General features: G+C 37.6%; 19 protein-coding genes. 13 read left to right on the plus strand and 6 right to left on the minus strand.

Annotated elements, in window-relative coordinates; translation table 11 throughout:
• On the plus strand, positions 1-651 hold the full coding sequence (locus tag PP182_RS14945; RefSeq protein ID WP_272652074.1) for a hypothetical protein: 651 nt from the start codon (positions 1-3) through the stop codon (positions 649-651).
• Here PP182_RS14945 and PP182_RS14950 read toward each other — a convergent pair.
• The gene (locus PP182_RS14950) at positions 648-1,454 is read right to left on the minus strand and encodes a lysophospholipid acyltransferase family protein (protein WP_272652075.1); all 807 of its coding nucleotides are present in this window, start codon (positions 1,452-1,454) and stop codon (positions 648-650) included. The genes PP182_RS14945 and PP182_RS14950 overlap by 4 nt on opposite strands.
• A gap of 24 nt (positions 1,455-1,478) precedes the next feature.
• Positions 1,479-2,120: an NUDIX hydrolase gene (locus tag PP182_RS14955; protein WP_272652076.1), complete on the minus strand. Its 642-nt coding sequence runs from the start codon at positions 2,118-2,120 to the stop codon at positions 1,479-1,481.
• Here PP182_RS14955 and PP182_RS14960 point away from each other — a divergent pair.
• The gene (locus tag PP182_RS14960) at positions 2,119-2,838 is read left to right on the plus strand and encodes a peptidylprolyl isomerase (protein ID WP_272652077.1); all 720 of its coding nucleotides are present in this window, start codon (positions 2,119-2,121) and stop codon (positions 2,836-2,838) included. The two genes, PP182_RS14955 and PP182_RS14960, sit on opposite strands and share 2 nt — an antisense overlap.
• Here PP182_RS14960 and PP182_RS14965 read toward each other — a convergent pair whose 3' ends face one another.
• Both PP182_RS14965 and PP182_RS14970 read right to left on the minus strand, forming a co-directional pair.
• The gene (locus PP182_RS14965) at positions 2,839-3,450 is read right to left on the minus strand and encodes a trimeric intracellular cation channel family protein (protein WP_272652078.1); all 612 of its coding nucleotides are present in this window, start codon (positions 3,448-3,450) and stop codon (positions 2,839-2,841) included.
• A 3-nt stretch (positions 3,451-3,453) separates the two neighbouring features.
• The gene (locus PP182_RS14970) at positions 3,454-4,170 is read right to left on the minus strand and encodes an RDD family protein (protein WP_272652079.1); all 717 of its coding nucleotides are present in this window, start codon (positions 4,168-4,170) and stop codon (positions 3,454-3,456) included.
• A gap of 33 nt (positions 4,171-4,203) precedes the next feature.
• Between PP182_RS14970 and PP182_RS14975 the strand changes: the two genes are divergently transcribed.
• Genes PP182_RS14975 through PP182_RS15000 form a run of 6 tightly spaced genes read left to right on the plus strand, consistent with a single transcriptional unit; the run spans position 4,204 to position 10,309 of the window.
• A complete protein-coding gene (locus tag PP182_RS14975) occupies positions 4,204-5,172 on the plus strand; it encodes a stage II sporulation protein M (protein ID WP_272652080.1) in 969 nt (322 codons plus the stop codon).
• A complete protein-coding gene (locus PP182_RS14980) occupies positions 5,153-6,037 on the plus strand; it encodes a hypothetical protein (RefSeq protein WP_272652081.1) in 885 nt (294 codons plus the stop codon). Before PP182_RS14975 ends, PP182_RS14980 begins: the two co-directional genes overlap by 20 nt.
• A gap of 16 nt (positions 6,038-6,053) precedes the next feature.
• Entirely contained in the window at positions 6,054-6,776 is a 723-nt protein-coding gene (locus tag PP182_RS14985) for a DUF4129 domain-containing protein (protein WP_272652082.1), read from the plus strand.
• Positions 6,769-7,989, plus strand: coding sequence for a DUF4350 domain-containing protein (locus tag PP182_RS14990; RefSeq protein WP_272652083.1), 1,221 nt, complete (start codon positions 6,769-6,771; stop codon positions 7,987-7,989). The genes PP182_RS14985 and PP182_RS14990 overlap by 8 nt, the downstream gene beginning before the upstream one ends.
• The gene (locus PP182_RS14995) at positions 7,979-8,977 is read left to right on the plus strand and encodes an AAA family ATPase (protein ID WP_272652084.1); all 999 of its coding nucleotides are present in this window, start codon (positions 7,979-7,981) and stop codon (positions 8,975-8,977) included. The genes PP182_RS14990 and PP182_RS14995 overlap by 11 nt, the downstream gene beginning before the upstream one ends.
• Positions 8,978-10,309: a DUF58 domain-containing protein gene (locus PP182_RS15000; RefSeq protein WP_272652085.1), complete on the plus strand. Its 1,332-nt coding sequence runs from the start codon at positions 8,978-8,980 to the stop codon at positions 10,307-10,309.
• Between the two features lie 2 nt (positions 10,310-10,311).
• On the opposite strand, the gene PP182_RS15005 is transcribed toward PP182_RS15000, so the two are convergent.
• The gene (locus tag PP182_RS15005) at positions 10,312-10,776 is read right to left on the minus strand and encodes a hypothetical protein (protein ID WP_272652086.1); all 465 of its coding nucleotides are present in this window, start codon (positions 10,774-10,776) and stop codon (positions 10,312-10,314) included.
• A gap of 209 nt (positions 10,777-10,985) precedes the next feature.
• On the opposite strand from PP182_RS15005, the gene PP182_RS15010 reads away from it, so the two are divergent.
• The 4 genes from PP182_RS15010 to PP182_RS15025 all read left to right on the plus strand — a co-directional run bounded on the left by PP182_RS15010 (position 10,986) and on the right by PP182_RS15025 (position 15,626).
• A complete protein-coding gene (locus PP182_RS15010; protein WP_272652087.1) occupies positions 10,986-11,699 on the plus strand; it encodes a pirin family protein in 714 nt (237 codons plus the stop codon).
• Positions 11,700-11,836: 137 nt separating this feature from the next.
• On the plus strand, positions 11,837-12,934 hold the full coding sequence (locus tag PP182_RS15015) for a Gfo/Idh/MocA family protein (protein WP_272652088.1): 1,098 nt from the start codon (positions 11,837-11,839) through the stop codon (positions 12,932-12,934).
• A gap of 175 nt (positions 12,935-13,109) precedes the next feature.
• Entirely contained in the window at positions 13,110-15,308 is a 2,199-nt protein-coding gene (locus PP182_RS15020) for a transferrin receptor-like dimerization domain-containing protein (protein ID WP_272652089.1), read from the plus strand.
• Positions 15,309-15,398: 90 nt separating this feature from the next.
• Positions 15,399-15,626: a putative signal transducing protein gene (locus PP182_RS15025; protein WP_272652090.1), complete on the plus strand. Its 228-nt coding sequence runs from the start codon at positions 15,399-15,401 to the stop codon at positions 15,624-15,626.
• A 29-nt stretch (positions 15,627-15,655) separates the two neighbouring features.
• Here the strand turns inward: PP182_RS15025 and PP182_RS15030 are convergent, their stop codons facing one another.
• Positions 15,656-16,585 (minus strand): 3-keto-disaccharide hydrolase, encoded by a 930-nt coding sequence (locus tag PP182_RS15030; RefSeq protein ID WP_272652091.1) that lies wholly within the window; start codon positions 16,583-16,585, stop codon positions 15,656-15,658.
• A 218-nt stretch (positions 16,586-16,803) separates the two neighbouring features.
• Between PP182_RS15030 and PP182_RS15035 the strand changes: the two genes are divergently transcribed.
• Entirely contained in the window at positions 16,804-20,214 is a 3,411-nt protein-coding gene (locus PP182_RS15035; RefSeq protein WP_272652092.1) for a HEAT repeat domain-containing protein, read from the plus strand.
• Positions 20,215-20,217 lie beyond the last annotated feature (3 nt).

Consider the following 20,217-nt stretch of genomic DNA (forward strand, 5'->3'; position numbering starts at 1 on the left):
ATGACGGATGAGTTAGACTTATTAAAAAGGGATTGGCAGAAAAATGAAGCAAACCTGCCCAAGCTGTCCTATTCGGAAATTCACAAAATGATATGGAAAAAATCATCTTCCATCGTAAAATGGATATTGATTATTAGTATTCTGGAATTTGTACTTCCACAACTCCTTTATCTTCTTCCACCAATGAAGGATGGAATAGCCTTTTATGAAAATATTGGGATTTCCAAGTATCTATTGGTAGCCTCAATCATTAGCTATGTCGTCGCTATCTACTTTATTTTCCAGTTCTATAAAAGGTTTAAGGAGATTTCTGTCCTGGAAGATGCTAGAAATCTAATGAAAAAAATTATCAAGACCAGAAGAACCGTAAAGCATTGGATAATCTTTTCATTATCCAGTATAATGGTTACCATCATCATCATGGTAATAGGCGTTTTTCTAAGTGATAACATAGCTGATGCCTTTCCACATTTAAGGGAGGGGTTACAAAATATTTCCCCTGAAAAGCTAAGGCTAACACTAATGCTCAGTATTGGTGGTTTTGGAAGCTTTCTTGTACTATTTATGGGCGGTGTGTACTTTTTACTTTATGGACTTTTATTAAGAAAACTCAAGAAAAACTACCGGGAGTTGAAACAATTGGAAATTTAACTGGTACGCCATCTCCTTTTTTGATTCTCCTCTTCATAGGCCAATAATTCATCCTTAGGAATCACTTTTAGAAAAGATGGATGCTGTTCAATGGCATATTCCAATTTTTCTATGATGGATTCGGTCGTTTCATTTTCATAATCTATATCCAATGGCTCCTTTATGACCATAGACTGCAAAATACCTTTCTTTTTTACCCTTAGCCCTTTTTTATCAAAAGACCTTCTGAACCCGTCTATGACTACGGGTACTACGATAGGTTTATATTTTTTAATAATATGCGCGGTACCTTTTCTTAAGGGTTTCCAAGGTGTTGTGGTTCCTTGGGGAAATGTTATGACCCATCCATCATTTAAAGCTTTCCCTATATTGGAAATATCGCTCATTTTCACCTGACGGTTCACTTCCTTACCTTCGGATCTCCATGTCCTTTCAACACTTATGGAACCTGCATAGGCCAAAACCTTTGTGAGTAAACTTTTTTTCATGGTTTCTGCGGCCGCGATATAATACATATTCAGTTTGGGCTGCCAGATATATCCCAAATTCTTAATAGAGTCCTCCCTACCACTCAAACTGGCATTAAATACATGGAACATGGCCACTACATCGGCAAAATAAGTCTGATGGTTACTAACAAATAAGACGTTAGCATCAGGTAGACTTCGTATGATCTCCGAGCCATCGATCTCCAATTTATTAAATCGCTTATACCTTTGATGGGACACAACGGCCAATACTCGTATTAGCCATTTTTTCAAAAAAAGGTTATGCCCAAAAGGGTTCTTCTTAAACAATCCCATAATCGCTAAAATACTAAATACTGCTTACAACACTTGCTTTAAAAGATCTTTAATCTCGCTCAACATCATAGCCGTGGCACCCCAAATTATATAATCGTTTAATTTAAAGGCGGGTACGGAAACTTCTTTGGCATAGGAAGTACTTAATTTTTTAGTTGTCAAATTCATATCTTCCAAAAAGTCTACTAACGAAATTTCAAGCAACGAGGCTACTTCCGATTCTTGAATTTTAAAGGGTTTAGGCTTTTGGTAAAGCCCTATAAAGGGCTGGACTTCAAAATTGCTAGGAGGAATATATACCTCGGAAATAGTCCGCAAAACTTCCACATCTTTGGGGTTTACCCCTACCTCCTCGTAAGTCTCCCTTAAGGCGGTGATTTTTAAACTCCCATCTTCTTTTTCAGCTTTCCCTCCAGGGAGTGCTACCTGATTGGAGTGTACCCCTTCATAGGTCTTTCTAAGGATGCATAATAGATGGGTCCTGTTATCTAAACCAGGATAGAAGAGCGCCATTACAGCTGCTTTCCGAGGATTTTTATTTACAATTTTGCCTTCCCTTAACTCCTTTATCCGAAAATCAGGCGCCATTTTATAATGGGAAATTTCGCCTGGAAGTGGTAAATCCTTTATTTTTGAAATCCGTTGCTCAAAAATGCTGAAATCCATGCGCTTAAAGACTTGCTACTACTTTTTACTTTTTATTGCTACACCGTTTATTGGATGCAAAGATAACCCCAAGAAATCTGAAACTAAACCAAATAAAGAAATAAAAGAAATTGATTCTATCGAGGTTGCTGAAAAAGAAACCAATGATGAGCAAGAAAAGGATGAATTTGTACTTACAGAGGATAATGCCATCGATTTTTTCTTCGACTATCAAAAAGACTTAGAAGCCGATAAAGTTAAAATAACAACTGACTTTGGGAGTTTTGTAATTCAATTGTACGACAACGTACCTTATCATAAGGCCAATTTTATTTATCTGACCAGAAAAGGATATTTTGACTATACTCAATTCCATAGGGTAGTAAAAGATTTCATTATTCAAGGTGGAAATTCCGACGATAAAAAAACAGCAAAAAAGAGGGGTGATATTGGTAGGTACCTACTACCTCCGGACACGAGAAAAGGGTATAAACATGATAGAGGAACCATTTCCATGCCTAGTAGCGAAATAGACAACCCCCACATGTTGGCATCACCATACGAATTTTTCATTGTAGTTACAGACCCAGGATCCTATCATTTAGATGGCGACTTTACCCCTTTTGGACGTGTAATAGAAGGTATGGACGTTGTAGACAAGATAAATGCCCAACCTGTTGGCAAAGGAGATTGGCCCTCTCAGAACATATACATTACAAAAGCAGAAGTTATCGAATAATTACTTCGCCTTGGGGTAAATATTGGGCAAGGAAATTTTAAATATTACCGCTAACAATCGCATTATTATAATACAGAGAATTGCCGTTACATAGGCAATAACAGAATTCATAGGGAACTGAAGCATTACAAAATAAATGCCTCCGCCCAATATACAAACAGTTGCATATATCTCCTTTCTAAAAATAACAGGTATTTCGTTACAAAGAATATCACGAATAACACCTCCGAAACAAGCGGTCATGGTTCCCAATGCAATACACATAATTGGGAGCAAACCTGCGTCCAGACCTTTTTGAATTCCAATCATTGTATATAACCCGATACCTATGGTATCGAACAAAAAAAGGGATTTTCTAAAATATTTTAAACGTCCAACGAATAGAATGGAAAATATAACAGTAATTAATATAATGACAATATAATTGGGTTGGGTCATCCATCCAACTGGGGTACTTCCTACGAGAACATCACGCAATGTTCCTCCACCAACAGCTGTAACAAAGGCAATGATAAACACTCCAAATACATCCAAACGTTTATCCATGGCGACCAATACACCGGATATCGCAAAGGCAATGGTACCTAAAATATCGATTACTGTATATATCATGTATTAATACTGTTGGGTGTAATAGCTGTAATCCTTAATTACAATATCTACAAACTCCATGGGTTGCAAATCACTGGTTATATCGGTCACTTTTTTTATCCGATTATTCAAGGACAATATTACGCGATGATTTCCATTTCGCTTCGCGTTATCGAACAAATTCTTAATGGTCTGCATTTCACTATCTTTAAAAACCGTGACTTGGGGAAATTTTGGAGTATAATTCTCGGGTACATCCCTTAGAAGCGTATCCTTCAAAAACACTTTTCTTTTTTCACTTATTACTGTTGTCCCTGCAGCAATGTCGCCTACCCTTTGTCCCTTTCCACGAATTAGAATGGTAAAAACGGCAACACCACCGGAGCTCAGCATAATATCAAGAATCCGTAAAATCCATCGAATAAAATAACTGGAAAATACAGGCTTGGTACCATCCAACTTTACCACTCTAATCTTTAAAAAACTTTTACCTATAGTCTTGCCATCCATAAAAGTTTCCAACAATAAATAATATAAAAAAGCTGGTAAACTTAACAGCATATATATAGCCCACTGATCTCCGGGGTCTACATCCAATGCCAACAGCACCCATATCATAAGAACATAATAGATAACGATTATGAGTGAATCTATTATGTAAGCCAGCATGCGATCACCAAGGTGTGCCGTGTTTTGAGCAATGCTTATATTTTGAGCAGTTTCTATTTGAAATTGTTCCATTCTTTTGTTTCTTTGGTATAAACCAAGTAGTTAATGCGCGAAGCAGCCTTTGTAAAGCAAAATAAGGACAAATGGTCAACTTTTGAAAGCGCTTTGGCTAACAAAACGAATCTGGAGCCGAATGTATTGTCCGATTTATATATAGAGGTCACTGATCATCTCAGCTACGCCAAAACCTTCTATCCTTCTAGCAATACGGAGTTTTATTTGAATTCTTTGGCCTCACAGGCACATCAGCAAATTTACAAGACCAAAAGGGAGCCCAAGAACAGAATTATCGCATTTTGGAAAAGCGAATTCCCTTTAATGTTCAAACAATTTCATAGAGAACTTTTAATAGCTTTTTTGGTTTTTCTTTTTTTTTCATTTGTGGGTGCCTATTCAGCGGCCAACGAAGGAGATTTTGTGCGTTCTATTTTGGGTGATGCCTATGTGAACATGACCTTGGAAAATATAGAAAAGGGTGACCCTATGGCCGTCTACAAACAAATGGGAGAATTCAATATGTTCTTGGGTATTACCATTAATAATATCAGGGTAGCTTTAATGGCTTTCGTTTATGGAATTTTATTAGGTGTAGGAACGCTCATGGTAATGCTTCAAAATGGCATTATGTTGGGGAGTTTTCAATACTTTTTTTACGAAAAAGGACTTTTATGGGAATCTGTGCGCACGATATGGATACATGGCACGATAGAGATTTCGGTAATTATAATTGCAGGATGTGCCGGTCTGGTTTTGGCCAACGGGATGCTTTTTCCAGGAACTTATACCCGATTGGAATCTTTTAAAAGAGGAGTAAAGAGTGGGCTTAAAATAATGGTAAGTACCGTACCCTTTTTTATAGTAGCAGGATTTTTGGAGGGCTTTGTAACCCGGCATACCGAAATGCCCGACTGGCTAGCTGTTCTAATTATTTTAGGTTCTTTGGCACTAATACTTTTTTACTACGTTATATATCCATACCAAATCCGTAAAAAGCATGAAGCCGAATTATATTGAGTTGAAAAAACAACGAGAGCTAGGCGAAATCCTTTCCGATACTTTTGCCTTTTTAAGGGCCGAGTTCAAACCCTTTTTTGGTACATTTTTTAAGATTGTTGGTCCTTTTTTGGCTGTTATGATCGTTGCCTTGGTAGCTTACATATACTTTATAGGTAACAACGTTAATTTCATGATTATACAAACAGATAACGATGCAGCCGGCATAGCGACAATGTTTATCGTCGGACTTGTATACATCTTATCTATAATTGCGGTCTACACCATGTCACAATCTACCGTTCTACACTATATAAAATCCTATAATGCAGGCCAAGGGCAAACCGATTTTGAAACCATAAAAAAAGAAGTATATGGTAGTTTTTGGAGTTTTATCGGACTTGGAATTATAGTAGGTCTTTCCCTTTTTGTTGGCTTCATCTTATGTATTATTCCTGGTATTTATCTCTACGTACCCTTGGTCCTTTCTTTCAGTATTATGGTTTTTGATAAAATGGGGCCAACGGATGCCTACAATGAAGGATTTAAATTAGTAAAGGATGAATGGTGGATTACCTTCGCCACACTTTTTATTATAGGGATCATTCTATATATTGCCGCATTGGCATTTTCAATTCCCACGGTTATTTACCAGTGGCTAAAAATGGGGATATTTTCAGGAGAAATGGATGCGGAAAGTGTACTTAATGCGACCACGGACCCCTTCTATATTCTTTTTAATGTAATAAGTACAATTGCACAGTTTCTTTTAAACCTTATAAGTATAATTGCTACTGCATTGATTTATTTTAACCTCAACGAAAAGAAGAATTTTACCGGAACTTTTGAACGCATAGAAAGTTTGGGCAAATCATCAGAAGAATAACATGACAAAACAGATCATGTGGACAATCTTTGCGTTAATGGGCAACTTACTATTTGCTCAGCAGGATTCCCTTATGGTCAAGTATGACACCACCGAAATAGTGACGGAAACTATCGAGGAATCCGACTTAGAGGTTTTTAAAAACGATCCAAAATTCGATTATGAAATAGTTAAAAAAACAGATCCGGATTGGTGGGTTTCCTTTAAAAATTGGCTTGGTGGTGTTTTAATGAAAATCTTTGAATGGATCTTTGGTATTGAAAAAGCTACCGGAGCCTTTAATTCGTTCTTAAGTATTTTGCCCTATTTACTTCTGGGTGTTCTTATTTTTATTTTAATAAAGTTTTTTCTCAACATAAACTCGAGATCCATTAAGAATGCTCGAAAAAATCAGGCCTTGGTCAGCTTGTCCGAAGAAGAGCATATTATCAAAAATGAAAATATTGAGTCTCTCATTGAAAAAGCCTTATCTGATAATGACTACCGTTTGGCGATACGATATTATTACTTATTGATTCTTCAGTTAATGACGGATAAGGATATTATAAAATGGGAATTACAAAAGACCAATGAGGACTATTTAACGGAAATTTCCGAGGCCAAACTACAGGACTCTTTCAGCGCAATTACACGTTTCTATAATTACATTTGGTATGGGGATTTTCCATTGGATGAACCGAAATTTAATAGAGTGGTTACTTCTTTTGTTGCTCTAAAAAAAGTACTATACAATGCGTAAAAAAGGGCTTCCTTATATCATCACAGCTCTTATCCTTATCGCAGGACTCATGCTTTTACAATATAGCAAACCAAAAAATATAAACTGGTTCGAGTCTTATGTTAGAACTCATAAAATCCCCTACGGCACCTTTGTGGCAAATGAACTTATAGAAAATCAGTTATTTCAGGAAAAAGTGCAACAGGTGTATTTACCTCCTTATGAATTCCTTTCTAACAATGATTCCTTAAATGGAATATATGTATTTGTTAACAACGACGTTTCCTTTGAAAAGGCTGAGTTAAACCGTTTGCTAAATTGGACGGCACTGGGCAATACCCTATTTATAGCCTCTGAAAGTTTTGAGAAAAAATTTAGGGATACACTAAATTTTGAAACAGGAGTTGTATACGGAGGATTTGAGGTAGCCCAAAAACAAGAACATCAATTGGTGAACCCTATGCTAAAAGGGAAACAACCATTTACTTATGAAAAAGAAAACTACGTCACCGTATTTAATGAAATAGATAGCGTAAAAATGTCGGTATTAGCTACTGTTCAAACACCCAAAGACAAACCCGAAGAATATATAGAAAATATTACGGCAGTAAAAAGACCATTTGGGAAAGGAGAAATAATTTTATCTACTTTTCCAAAGGCATTCACCAACTATTTCATATTAGAAAAAGACAACAAAGACTATACTGCCGGGCTGTTCTCCTATTTTCACAATAGAGAAAAGATTTACATGGACAATTATCATAAAAGTGGAAAAGCATTTTATACCTCTCCAATGTATATCTTTCTAAATACGAAAGAGCTTAAATGGGCCTATTATCTAATCCTAATTGGCGGGTTAATCTACATCATTTTTGAAGGCAAGAGAAAACAACGACCTATTCCCGTGGTGAAACCTTTACAGAACCAGACAATGGCCTTTACAAGGACGATATCGGATATGTACTTTGAAAAGGGCGATAGAAATTCAATCGCTGAACACAAAATCAACTATTTCCTTAATTACATTAAAAGTCGATATTACTTGACCAACATATCCCAAGAAGATGAATTTTATAAGAAAATATCGGGCAGAAGCGGAAATACCATAGGCGAAACAAAAACACTTTTCAACTTCATGGATGAGCTTAGGAATAGTCCCTTAGTGTCTGAAAGTCAACTCATAAAACTTAATAAATTGATTCAAAAATTTAAATCTGATAGTGATGGAAAATAACGATGAAAATACAGATGATCTACACTTTGATAATAGAATTCCCTTGGCTAATCTCCAAAAGGCCGTAGGTGATATAAAAAAGGAACTTGCAAAAGTTATCGTAGGGCAAGAAAATTTCATAGAGCTATTAATAGTTTCCCTTTTGGTAAATGGCCATGTCTTAATTGAAGGAGTCCCCGGAGTTGCCAAAACCATTACCGCGAAACTTTTTGCAAAAACATTGAAAACAGGTTTCAGCAGAATCCAGTTTACCCCTGACCTTATGCCAAGTGATATTCTTGGAACATCGGTTTTCAATGCAAAAATATCGGATTTCGAATTTAAGAAAGGACCTATCTTCTCCAATATTATACTTATCGATGAAATTAACAGGGCCCCTGCAAAAACACAGGCCGCTATGTTTGAAACAATGGAGGAAAAGCAAGTAACCATGGACGGCATCACCTATTCGATGTCTTCGCCCTTTATGGTACTTGCGACCCAAAATCCCATAGAACAGGAAGGCACCTATGCCCTTCCAGAAGCACAATTGGATAGATTTCTATTTAAGATAAAAATATCCTACCCCAAACCTACCGAGGAGGTTTTGATATTAAAAACGCACCATGAAAGAAAAGGGTCGCTTCCACAAACTATGATCAAGGATATTCTAGACCCTAAGCAATTGCAGGTTTTTAAAGAACAAATACAGGAAATTCTGGTCGAGGAAAAAATATTCAAATATATCACCGAAGTAGTTTCAAAAACGCGAAACCATCCTCATCTGTATCTGGGAGGTTCCCCCAGGGCCTCAATTGCCGCCCTCAATAGTGCCAAAGCTTTTGCGGCAATAAACGGAAGGGATTTTGTAACTCCGGAAGATGTTAAAAAAGCATTGGTCCCTGTGCTAAACCACAGAGTAATCCTTACCCCGGAGCGTGAAATGGAGGGAATGTCCACAGAAAACGTAATCCAAATGATTATTGAGAGTGTAGAAATTCCAAGATAAATGAACTTTATAAGGTCCTTTTATATCAATAACGTTTTCTTTAGGTACATCTCCGTCCTAGCAGGCTGTTTTGTGCTGTCTTATTGGATTAAGTTCCTTTACCCAATTGCTTGGCTACTTACACTTTTATTAATTGGCCTATTTCTATTTGATGTCTTTCTATTGTATGCAACAGGGACCGGAATAAAGGCAGAAAGGAAACTCCCAAAAAAACTATCCAATAGTGATATTAATCCTATAAAAATATTCTTTGAAACCCGATATGGTTTTAAAACCCATGTTTCGATTATAGATGAACTTCCCGTTCAATTTCAAAAAAGGGACTTCAACTTTGAAAGCTCAATTATAAAAGGTGATAAAAAGCAATTCGATTATGAAGTCAGACCAGTGGACCGTGGAGAGTATGTATTTGGAAACTTAATCGTTTTTGCCTCATCTCCCTTACGAATTGTAAAACGGAAATTCATGTTCCAAAAAGACCAAATGGTACCGGTATATCCCTCCATTATTCAGATGCAGCAATACGATTTTTTGGCGATCAGCAATAGACTTTCTTCCGTAGGTCTGAAAAAAATTAGGAAGATTGGCCATACCCAGGAATTTGAGCAAATAAAAGAATATGTTCAGGGAGATGATATCCGAACACTGAATTGGAAAGCCACGGCAAAGCAGAGCCAATTAATGGTAAATCAATATCAAGATGAAAAATCACAACCAGTATACTCCATCATAGATACAGGTAGAGTTATGAAAATGCCCTTTAATGAATTAAAACTATTAGACTATGCAATTAATAGTTGTCTTGCTTTTTCCAATGTAACATTAAAAAGGAACGATAAAACGGGTTTAATCGCATTTTCTAAGAACATCGAAACTTACGTGCCTGCTATTCAAAAAATTACACATTTAAATACAATACTAGAAAAACTTTATAATATTGGAAATAGCTTTACGGACTCGGACTTTGGATTGCTTTACGGACATATTAAAAGAAAAATAACGCATCGAAGCCTACTTTTGCTTTACACCAATTTTGAACATATTTCCGCGTTAAAAAGACAGCTACCCTATCTTTTGGCCTTATCCAAAAAACATATGCTTGTGGTTATATTCTTCGAAAATTCCGAATTGGAAAAATTGATCAGTACTGATGCGGAAAATATACAGGCTATTTATCACAAAAGCATCGCAGAGAAATTTTCCCTGGATAAAAAACTCATGCAAAAGGAACTAGAAAAGTATGGAATACAGACTGTTTTAACAAAACCAGAGGAACTGACCATAAAAGCCATTAATAAATACCTTGAGATTAAGGCCAGGGGATTATTATAGGGCTACTCCAAAAAATAAGAGATTTGTATTTCAGATTGAATACTGCCTGAACCATTTTCGTTCACCAAAGGAAGAAATGAGTTATTCGAATTGTTTTCGTAGGCAACCAAACATCCACGATTTCTACCCGACCTACTACTTCTACGATAGGTATTTTTAAAAAGTAATTCCAACGCTAATCCAGAAATAACGCCTCCTAGAGTGGTGTACATCACATCATCAGTCTGCCATATTCCCGAATTAGATTTATCATAGGCTTCCTTTGCAAGACCTGCCGCTAAACTACTGGCAACAGCTCCAGCCCATGTCCAGCCCCTTTGTCCAGGAAAAATTTTGTTCGCCGTATAACCTCCAACACCGCCAATAACGACTCCTGCCCCAACATGTTTTGCTGCATTGTTAAAGTCCTGTGCAAAAATTAAGGATACATTTAAACTTAGAAATAAAAAAAACGAACTTATTTTCATTACTAGTACTTATTGCTTATCTGTTATTCTGCTTAACGTTGAAAACAACTTTTAATTTTACTTAATCGACGAAGCGCAAATGACCTCGTTTATTGTTTTCCAATTGAGTAAAAAGTATGTACTTTCTAAAACACCTAATTTCTGTTTTAAAACACAAAACTGGTGTAAATAATTAATGGATTTACGACTAAAATGGAAATAGAAACAATATGAGAACGATAATACATAAAGCAGAAAGCAGAGGACATGCAAATCATGGTTGGTTAAACTCCTATCACAGTTTTAGTTTTGCCAATTATTACGATCCGGAACGAATGAACTTTGGCGCACTTAGGGTTCTAAATGATGATACCGTTTCAGAAGGCCGTGGTTTTGGAACACATCCACACAAAAACATGGAAATAATTTCAATTCCCTTGGAAGGTGATTTGAAACACATGGACAATATGGGTAATTCAACCATTATTAAGGAAGGAGATATTCAGGTAATGTCTGCAGGAACCGGGGTGGAGCATAGTGAATACAATAAAAACAAGGATACCCAAGTCAAGTTTTTACAAATTTGGATTTTTCCCGATAAAAAAAATGTTACCCCAAGATATGATCAAATTTCTATTGAAGACATAAAAATTAAAAACAAATTATATCAGATACTTTCACCCAACCCAGATGACCAAGGAGTATGGGTACATCAAAATGCATGGTTTCATTTAGGTGATTTCGAAGAAGGTTCTTCTGATACCTATTCATTTAAATCTGAAGGAAACGGAGCCTATGTTTTTGTTTTGGATGGAGAATTGAATATCAATGAGACGGAATTAAATAAACGGGATGGACTAGGTATTTGGGAAACTGATTCTTTTGTCATAGAGGCTAAAACAGTTTCGAAGTTCTTGGTCATTGAGGTTCCTATGGAATTCTAAAACCTGGTCCCTATTAATTTTTTAACCACATTAATATTTATAACAAAAGATGTCAGATTGGCATCTTTTTTTTTAAAGGTAAGAACACGTCTTTACTTACCCGTAAGTTTGGTATATTTAAGGAAAACTGGATAATTATGAAAAATCTATGCGTTGCTATAATCTTTCTATATCTCGTCAGCCCGAGTATAGCTCAGGAAGCCACTTTAAGGTTAGGTGTCGCCGGACTTACACATGGACATGTTGGTTGGATTTTAGGCCGCGGACCTCATTCGGATATCAACATGGTGGGTATCGTAGAGCAGAATAAGGAGTTGGCCCAAAGACTTTCCAAACAATATGGTTTTTCCATGGATATGGTTTTTGATAGTATGGAAGAAATGATAAAATCTACGAAACCGGACGCTGTTGCAGCCTTTGGTAACATAAAGGAACATTTAGCTGTAGTAGAGGCCTGTGCCCCAAAAGGAGTTCATGTTATGGTAGAAAAGCCACTAGCCATTAGTTTAGAAGATGCCCGGAAAATTGAGGCTTTAGCAAAAAAATACAATATTCATGTGCTTACGAACTATGAAACCTCCTGGTATGAAACCAATTTTAAAGCCAAAAATTTGTTGGAAGAAGAAAAAATTGGGGATTTAAGAAAAGTGATTATTCGAGATGGTCATAAGGGCCCTAAGAAAATTGGGGTATCCCCTGAGTTTTTGGAATGGCTAACAGACCCAAATCTAAATGGCGGTGGGGCAATAATGGATTTTGGTTGTTATGGGGCCAATTTAATGACTTGGTTAAAGAATGGAGAAAAACCAAAGACAGTTACCGCCGTAACGCAACAATTACAAGCAGAAAACAATCCCAATGTTGATGATGATGCAACTATCATACTTACCTATAACAGTACCATGGCAATACTGGAACCTTCGTGGAATTGGCCAATTGGAAGAAAGGATATGGAATTGTTTGGGGAAAATGGAGCCATTTATTCGGATAATGCCAACCAATTAAGAATAAGAATATCTACGGGGTACAGCAGTTTTACTGAAGAAACCCTATTATTTAATGACCGACCTAGACCTTATGATGATCCATTTTCTGTGTTTGCTTCAGTTATTAATGGTTCCTTGGAACTAGAACCTTATGGTCCATATACTTTGGAAAATAATATGATCACAATGGAAATTTTGCAGGCCTCGGTTGAAAGTTCAAAGTCCGGTAAGACCATACATATTGATTAAAAATAGGACACCACTTTTTATAGGTTCTATGATCATATCGTAAAATTCGAGTTTAAAATTTAAGACTAATAGTCAAAGTTCGCGCATGGAACACTATTGAACTAAAAAGAATAATACCGTTCTTTCCAATCTAAAATTATTAATTAACTTCATTTCAATTTCTTTAATCAACATTATGAAACAATATTTTACACTACTACTATTTTCAATTCTAATTTTGAATTCGGTCAATGCCCAAAGTCCTATCATTGGTTTTACAGAAGACAGTGGAAACGAGCAACAAAAACTTGAAAAAGAATTCGAAGAAAAACTTGAAGCTTCCAATATTGATAATTGGATACAAAAAATGTCTGCAGAACCTCATTGGGTGGGAACTAAATTCGGAGAGGAAAATGCCAAATGGATTAGGGACCAGTTTAAGTCTTGGGGATATGATGCCAAAATAGAAACTTACCATATTCTTTTTCCATATCCCACGGAAAGGGTGCTAGAGCTGACTGGCCCTACTACTTACAAAGCCAAACTTACTGCCGTACCCGTCGAAGGGGATCCTTTCACCGCACAAGGTGATGCTTTATTACCCAGTTACAACGCCTTTTCCAAAGATGGAGATGTCGAGGCCGAATTAGTCTTCGTTAATTATGGTATTCCCAAAGATTATGAGAAACTTGAAAAACTGGGCATAAGTGTTAAGGGTAAAATTGTAATTGCCAAATACCAAGGCAGTTGGAGGGGAATCAAACCTAAATTAGCTGCCGAAAATGGGGCGATTGGATGTATCATTTATTCAGATCCACAAGATGACGGCTATGGCCGTGGCGATGTCTACCCAGAAGGAGCTTTTAAAAATAAAACGGGAGTTCAACGTGGTTCGGTCATGGACATGCCAACCTATCCCGGTGATGTGCTTACCCCTGGTTATGGGGCAACGAAAGAAGCCAAGAGGTTAGACAGGGAAGACGCACCAACAATAACTAAAATACCTGTACTACCAATTTCATATGAAGATGCCCAACCGCTATTGGCTGCTTTGGCAGGACCTGTCGCTCCCCAATCATGGCGCGGTGGATTACCAATTACCTATCATATTGGGCCGGGACCTGCAAAGGTCCACCTTAAATTGAAGTTTGATTGGAAACTAGTTCCTGCACATAATGTAATTGCTACAATGAGGGGAACTGATTTTCCAGACCAATGGGTAATGCGAGGAAATCATCATGATGCTTGGGTTCACGGAGCAAATGACCCAGTTAGCGGTATGGTAGCCCTAATGGAAGAAGCTCGTGCCGTCGGCGAATTGGCAAAAAATGGAAAAAAACCCAAAAGGACACTTGTATATTGTGCTTGGGATGCCGAAGAACCAGGGCTAATTGGATCAACGGAGTGGGTAGAGGACCATAAAAAGGAATTACAGGAAAAAGTCGTTGCTTATATCAATACAGATGGTAATGGTCGAGGGTTTTTGGGGGCTGGAGGTTCTCATTCCTTACAGGCCATGGTTAGTGAAGTTGCCGGTGCGGTTACTGATCCGCAGACCAAAGTTTCGGTTAAGGAAAGAAGAATAGCCAGAGATTTGGTGAATGGTGGAAATGATTCTTTTGAACTTTACGCATTAGGTTCGGGCTCAGATTATACCCCCTTCATACAGCATGCAGGAATTGCAGCTCTTAATTTAAGGTTCGGAGGTGAAAATTCAGGTGGAGAGTATCACACTATCTATGATACTTATCCCCATTACAAAAGATTTAAAGATCCTGAATTTGCTTATGGAGTTGCTTTGGCCAATACGGCTGGGCGTATTACTTTAAGATTGGCAAATGCGGATATAATTCCATTAAACTTCAGTCAATGGCATACCACGGTTTCGGGCTATTTGGATGAAGTAATGAAAGAAACCGAAAAAATGCGGACATCGGTAGAAAAGCATAATATGCTAATTGAAAAGAATGCGTATGAATTGGCATCGGACCCAACCAAAAAGTATAACAACCCGAAACCCAAGGAAAAAGTTCCCTATTTAGATTTCTCTCCTTTACAAAATGCACTGAGTAATCTTGAAATGACAATTGAAAAGTTTAATAAGTTAGATTTTAGAACCCTATCAAAGGATAAAAAACTCTTCATTAATAAAAAGTTGATGGAAGCCGAACATATGCTCACTTCCGAGGAAGGATTGCCTAGAAGACCCTGGTTCAAACATCAAATTTATGCTCCTGGTTTTTACACTGGATATGGGGTTAAAACCCTTCCGGGAGTCAGAGAGGCTATCGAACAAAAAAACTGGGACGAAGCAAAGGAACAAATCGATATTCTTAGCCAAACTTTAAGTAACTTTAATGTTCATTTAAAAGGAATCATTTCAAGGATTGAGTAAATTGTTTTAGCAATTTTATAGCTTGGATTTAAAAGCTTGATTTCTTTTCGAAATAGTTAGAAAATAAATAGCCGTAACAGGTCAAAAATTATGAATACAGATTACATAAAAGTATTTGGGGGAAACAGCGCTAAAAGCAACAGAATTGAACAGATCCTTAAGGACAGTGGTATAGAACCTATCGTAAAAAGCGAAAGTGAATCGGCTCGTTTAGCTGGTTTCGGTACACCTTTACCCCATATTTCTGAAATCTATGTACATAGGGATGAAGAAAAAAAAGCCTTGGAACTCATTTCCAATATAGCATGGGAAGAATAAAAAAAGCCTCCAAAAATGGAGGCTTTTTTTTATTTCTTTGTGATTGGCGTGATTTCTATTGCCCTAAATTCTACCGGACCATGATCGCCCTGAATCATAATAGGCCCTGGTTCAGATTCTTTGTTGTCCAAAGCACCGCCTGTCATACCATGTATGTTTTGACCAGCGATTACAGTTATACCATTTGCCTCTATGGTAACCCTTCTACCGATTAAACTTATATCGTAAGTCTGCCACTCCCCTGCCTGCATTGCCACATTTTCATTTGGAGAAAGTAATCCATAGACTCCGCCAAAATAAATGGATGAAGGAGGCAGTCCAATATTATCGGCTATTTGAACTTCATAGCGGCCCCTTAAATACAATCCACTATTACTACCTTCAGGATATTTAAATTCCACATGTAATTTAAAATCATTGAATTTTTCTTTGGAAACCAAATTTACACCGGACTTATCGCTTGTTAGAACACCATCCACTACTTTCCATTGATTTCCATCCTTTATTTCCCAGCCTTCAAGGTTTTTTCCATTGAACAAATCTATCTTCTTACCCATTTTAAAATCCTCATAATAAGGCAATTCCGGAGCTTTTTCTCCAGTCCAGGTGTACGTTTTTCCATTGGTATATACCATGCTCCCTTCGAGGGCATTCCCATTCATTTTAAATTGGAATTCCATATTTGCAGCTCCCGGCTCCCATTGTGGAGGAATTTCAAATTTAAAAACATCTCCGAACTTTTCAATTTCGGCAACGGGTCTCGCACTTCCAAAAGCATAAGTAAATCTTCCAATCAGTGTATTATTTCCCGAATGCATAACTTCTAACCAACTGGGCAATTCTGATTCCTCCTGATTTATGGTCAAATTCCATCTACCTTCCAAAGGATGCCCTTCTTGACCAAAAACGGGTAAAAAACTAAAAAATAAAATGGATAAGAATAAAATTCTGTATTTCATAAATCTGTTGCTTTATATTGTTGTTTCAAATATAATTCATGTCACCCTTTCCTTTCCCATTAGAATATGGTAAAATTCATGTATTTGATGAAAATCTAGTTAGAAAATTAAATATTTCACATTTTAAGTAGGAGACAAATAAAAATCCTGCTATAATTGTTGAATCTTTAATTTTCATTTTCACTAATTTTACGGCTTCCAAAATCATAAAATTCAATATGAGATTCTATTTTAAATTCCCAGCCACTTTCGCTATTCTATTAATCACCCTAATTTCCTGTCAAAATAAAAAACCAGTAGAAACGCCGGTAGTAATTTATGAAGACAGTACTGCGATAACGGAAAAAATCCAAACAGCGCGAGATGGCATTTCGGCCATAGTTGCAGATGGTCTAAAGTTAAACCTCTGGGCAACCGATTCACTAGCTCCCGATCCAATTGCCATGGATGTAGACAAGGAAGGCAGAATTTATATAACACGATCCAATAGAAATAAAAATTCTGAATTTGATATCCGCGGACACCGGGACTGGATGACTGCTTCAATAGGATTACAGTCCGTTGAGGAAAGAAGAGCCTTTTTACGCGAGACATTTGCACCTGAAAAAAGCAAAGAAAATAGCTGGTTTCCAGATTTGAACAATGATTCTATTCACGATTGGAAGGATTTGGCGGTAGAAAAAGATGAAGTTTGGATGCTAGAGGATTCTGATGGTGATGGCATTGCAGACAAATCCACCCAAATACTTAATGATTTTAATGACGAAATAAATGATGTTGCCGGCGCACTCTTGGTTAGGGATGAAGATGTTTTTGTTGGTATTGGACCGGACATGTATCGATTGAAAGATACCAACGGCGATAAAATTTTAGATGAGAAGACAAGTATTGCAACGGGTTTTGCTGTACATATTGGCTTTGGGGGTCATGGAATGTCCGGTGCCACCCAAGGCCCAGATGGTAAAATTTACTGGGGTATTGGTGATATCGGTGCCAATCTCACAACTGTGGATGGAGTAAACCATAAATACCCAAACCAAGGTGTTATAGTTCGAAGTAATCCTGATGGAAGTGATTTTGAAGTTTTTGCACGTGGATTGAGGAATACCCATGAGTTTGTCTTTGATGCTTACGGTAATATAATCTCCTCTGACAATGATGGCGATCATAGAGGGGAGAGCGAAAGATTAGTGCATATCGTTGAAGGTTCTGACGCTGGATGGCGCTCGAATTGGCAGTACGGTAAGTATACGGATCCCAATAATAATGGGTATAACGTGTGGATGGATGAAAAGCTTTATGTTCCAAGATGGGAAGGTCAAGCTGCTTACATTATGCCCCCAATTCAAAATTTTCACAATGGTCCAACTGGTATGCTATATAACCCAGGTACCGCATTAGGCAAGAAATGGCTCGACAAATTTTTTCTGGTTGAATTTGTTGGCGACCCCAGTCGATCACATATTTGGTCCTTTGATTTAAAACAAAAAGGAGCAACTTTTGAACTCGGGACCGATGAATCTATTTTATCGGGTGTTTTACCAACGGGCATTGCCTTTGGCCCGGAAGGTGCGCTATATCTTGCCGATTGGATTAATGGTTGGGGCTCCAAAGACTTTGGTAGGGTTTGGAAACTGGATGTTACCGAGGAAGAAAATGATTTGGAACAACAGCGCTTGGAAACGGAAAAATTGATGACTCACAATTACAAAGATGATGATACTGAAAATCTGATTACACTATTGAGCTACGAGGATATGCGAATTCGCCAGAAAGCCCAGTTTGAATTGGCAAAAAGGACTTTCTGGGGTTATAGGGCTCTGGAAAATGCAATTATTGAGGAAGAAAATCAATTTGCACGAATACACGCAATTTGGGCCATAGGACAAATTGCAGCCGAAAACAAAAGTAAAGCGGATCCTTTGGTTCCATTGTTATCAGATGATGACCCGGAGATAATTGCTCAAGTGGCAAAAGTGCTCGGCGATGTTAAATATGGGAATGCTTCAGATATTTTGATTTCGCTGTTGTCCCATAAAAATGACCGCGTAAAATTTTATGCTGCGCAGGCTTTAGGTAGATTATCTTATGCCCCTGCGGTAGATTCCCTTATTCAAATGATTGCAGAAAATGATGACAAGGATCTTTATCTTAGACATGCTGCTGTATTGGCTTTGACCAGAATCGGCGAGGTTGATCCCATTGTGGCTCTGGCCAGTAGTGAGGATAGAAGCCTAAGAATTGCTGCGGTATTAGTTTTAAGAAGGCTTCAAAGCCCTGAAATAACAACATTTCTCTCTGATAAGGATATTTATATAGTGACCGAAGCGGCAAGAGCAATCAATGACGATTGGTCTATTGAAGATGCTTTACCAGCCCTAGCGGCAACTCTTAAAGAGGAAAAATACACATCCGAACCATTATTAAGAAGAGCTATAAATGCGGCATTACGCGTGGGAAGCCAAGACGCTTTGCAAGATCTCATCAACTTTGCAAAAAGAGAATCGGTATCAAATGTATTAAGAGGTGAGGCTCTCGCCGCTTTAAGTACTTGGAACAACCCTTCTGTTTTAGATCGTGTCGATGGCAGGTATAGAGGGGAAATAATTAGGGATAGTAGTCAATTAAAGGAAAGGTTGGAAAAAGAAATTCCCATTTTTCTAGAGCAGAAGAACCCTGAAATACTTATCGGGATTGCTAAAGCTATAAGCGCAGTTGGTATTGATAGCTATAATGACAAATTATATACAATTTTTAGAAAAAATGATAATCCACAGGTCAGAGCCACAGTATTAAAAGCGCTTGGAAAATTGAACTATGGCCGTATGGAAGTTGCCATGACCAATGGTATGAAAGATTCCCATGAAGAAGTTAGAACGGCAGCGGTAAGTTTATTGTCGGACTTGAACTTGCCAAAAGAAAAGCTACCCACTATAGTGGACCCTATTTTCCAAAATGGATCAACGGGAGAGCAGCAAAGTATGCTAAATGTGCTCGGAGACTTACCCAAAGAAAATAGCACTGCCATTTTAAGTAGTTTAATCGACAAAGCCAGTAGTAACAGGTTAGGACCGGATATTATTTTAGACCTTATGGAATCTGTTGAAGCTACAGAGGACTCGCTATTAATCAATAAAATGGGACAACTTAGAAAAGCAGGTTATACCGCAGATTCTTATCAGGAAACCTTGTATGGTGGTAATAGATGGAACGGAAGGAGCGTCTTTAACAATAATCCAACAGCGCAATGTGTAAGATGTCATGCGGTCAATGGCTCCGGAGGAGAAGTTGGTCCGGCATTGGACAATATTGCCAACATTCTTACACGTGAGCAGATTTTGGAATCGCTCATAGAACCCAGTGCTAGATTGGCTCCAGGGTATGGTTCTGTTACCTTAACACTAACGGATGGACAAAAAGTTACAGGGGTTCTTATAGAGGAAAACAGCAAGGAAATATTATTACGCACTTCAGAGGCCGAACCCATGGAAGTTCCAAAGGGTCGTGTCAAAAAAAGAGAGAATTCTATATCCGCTATGCCTGCTATGGGTCGAATGATTACAAGAAGGGAATTACGAGATTTAATGGAGTATTTGGGAGGCCTAAAGGAACGAGAAAAAGGAGCTTAATAT

The organism is Maribacter sp. PR1, from assembly GCF_028464145.1.
Taxonomy (GTDB): domain Bacteria; phylum Bacteroidota; class Bacteroidia; order Flavobacteriales; family Flavobacteriaceae; genus Maribacter.

Bases quoted from the DNA above. Each gene is read 5' to 3' on its own strand.
- PP182_RS14945 (WP_272652074.1), top strand. From the start codon at position 1: ATGACGGATGAGTTAGACTTATTAAAAAGGGATTGGCAGAAAAATGAA.
- PP182_RS14950 (WP_272652075.1), bottom strand. From the start codon at position 1,454: ATGGGATTGTTTAAGAAGAACCCTTTTGGGCATAACCTTTTTTTGAAA.
- PP182_RS14960 (WP_272652077.1), top strand. From the start codon at position 2,119: ATGCGCTTAAAGACTTGCTACTACTTTTTACTTTTTATTGCTACACCG.
- PP182_RS14955 (WP_272652076.1), bottom strand. From the start codon at position 2,120: ATGGATTTCAGCATTTTTGAGCAACGGATTTCAAAAATAAAGGATTTA.
- PP182_RS14965 (WP_272652078.1), bottom strand. From the start codon at position 3,450: ATGATATATACAGTAATCGATATTTTAGGTACCATTGCCTTTGCGATA.
- PP182_RS14970 (WP_272652079.1), bottom strand. From the start codon at position 4,170: ATGGAACAATTTCAAATAGAAACTGCTCAAAATATAAGCATTGCTCAA.
- PP182_RS14975 (WP_272652080.1), top strand. From the start codon at position 4,204: ATGCGCGAAGCAGCCTTTGTAAAGCAAAATAAGGACAAATGGTCAACT.
- PP182_RS14980 (WP_272652081.1), top strand. From the start codon at position 5,153: ATGAAGCCGAATTATATTGAGTTGAAAAAACAACGAGAGCTAGGCGAA.
- PP182_RS14985 (WP_272652082.1), top strand. From the start codon at position 6,054: ATGTGGACAATCTTTGCGTTAATGGGCAACTTACTATTTGCTCAGCAG.
- PP182_RS14990 (WP_272652083.1), top strand. From the start codon at position 6,769: ATGCGTAAAAAAGGGCTTCCTTATATCATCACAGCTCTTATCCTTATC.
- PP182_RS14995 (WP_272652084.1), top strand. From the start codon at position 7,979: ATGGAAAATAACGATGAAAATACAGATGATCTACACTTTGATAATAGA.
- PP182_RS15000 (WP_272652085.1), top strand. From the start codon at position 8,978: ATGAACTTTATAAGGTCCTTTTATATCAATAACGTTTTCTTTAGGTAC.
- PP182_RS15005 (WP_272652086.1), bottom strand. From the start codon at position 10,776: ATGAAAATAAGTTCGTTTTTTTTATTTCTAAGTTTAAATGTATCCTTA.
- PP182_RS15010 (WP_272652087.1), top strand. From the start codon at position 10,986: ATGAGAACGATAATACATAAAGCAGAAAGCAGAGGACATGCAAATCAT.
- PP182_RS15015 (WP_272652088.1), top strand. From the start codon at position 11,837: ATGAAAAATCTATGCGTTGCTATAATCTTTCTATATCTCGTCAGCCCG.
- PP182_RS15020 (WP_272652089.1), top strand. From the start codon at position 13,110: ATGAAACAATATTTTACACTACTACTATTTTCAATTCTAATTTTGAAT.
- PP182_RS15025 (WP_272652090.1), top strand. From the start codon at position 15,399: ATGAATACAGATTACATAAAAGTATTTGGGGGAAACAGCGCTAAAAGC.
- PP182_RS15030 (WP_272652091.1), bottom strand. From the start codon at position 16,585: ATGAAATACAGAATTTTATTCTTATCCATTTTATTTTTTAGTTTTTTA.
- PP182_RS15035 (WP_272652092.1), top strand. From the start codon at position 16,804: ATGAGATTCTATTTTAAATTCCCAGCCACTTTCGCTATTCTATTAATC.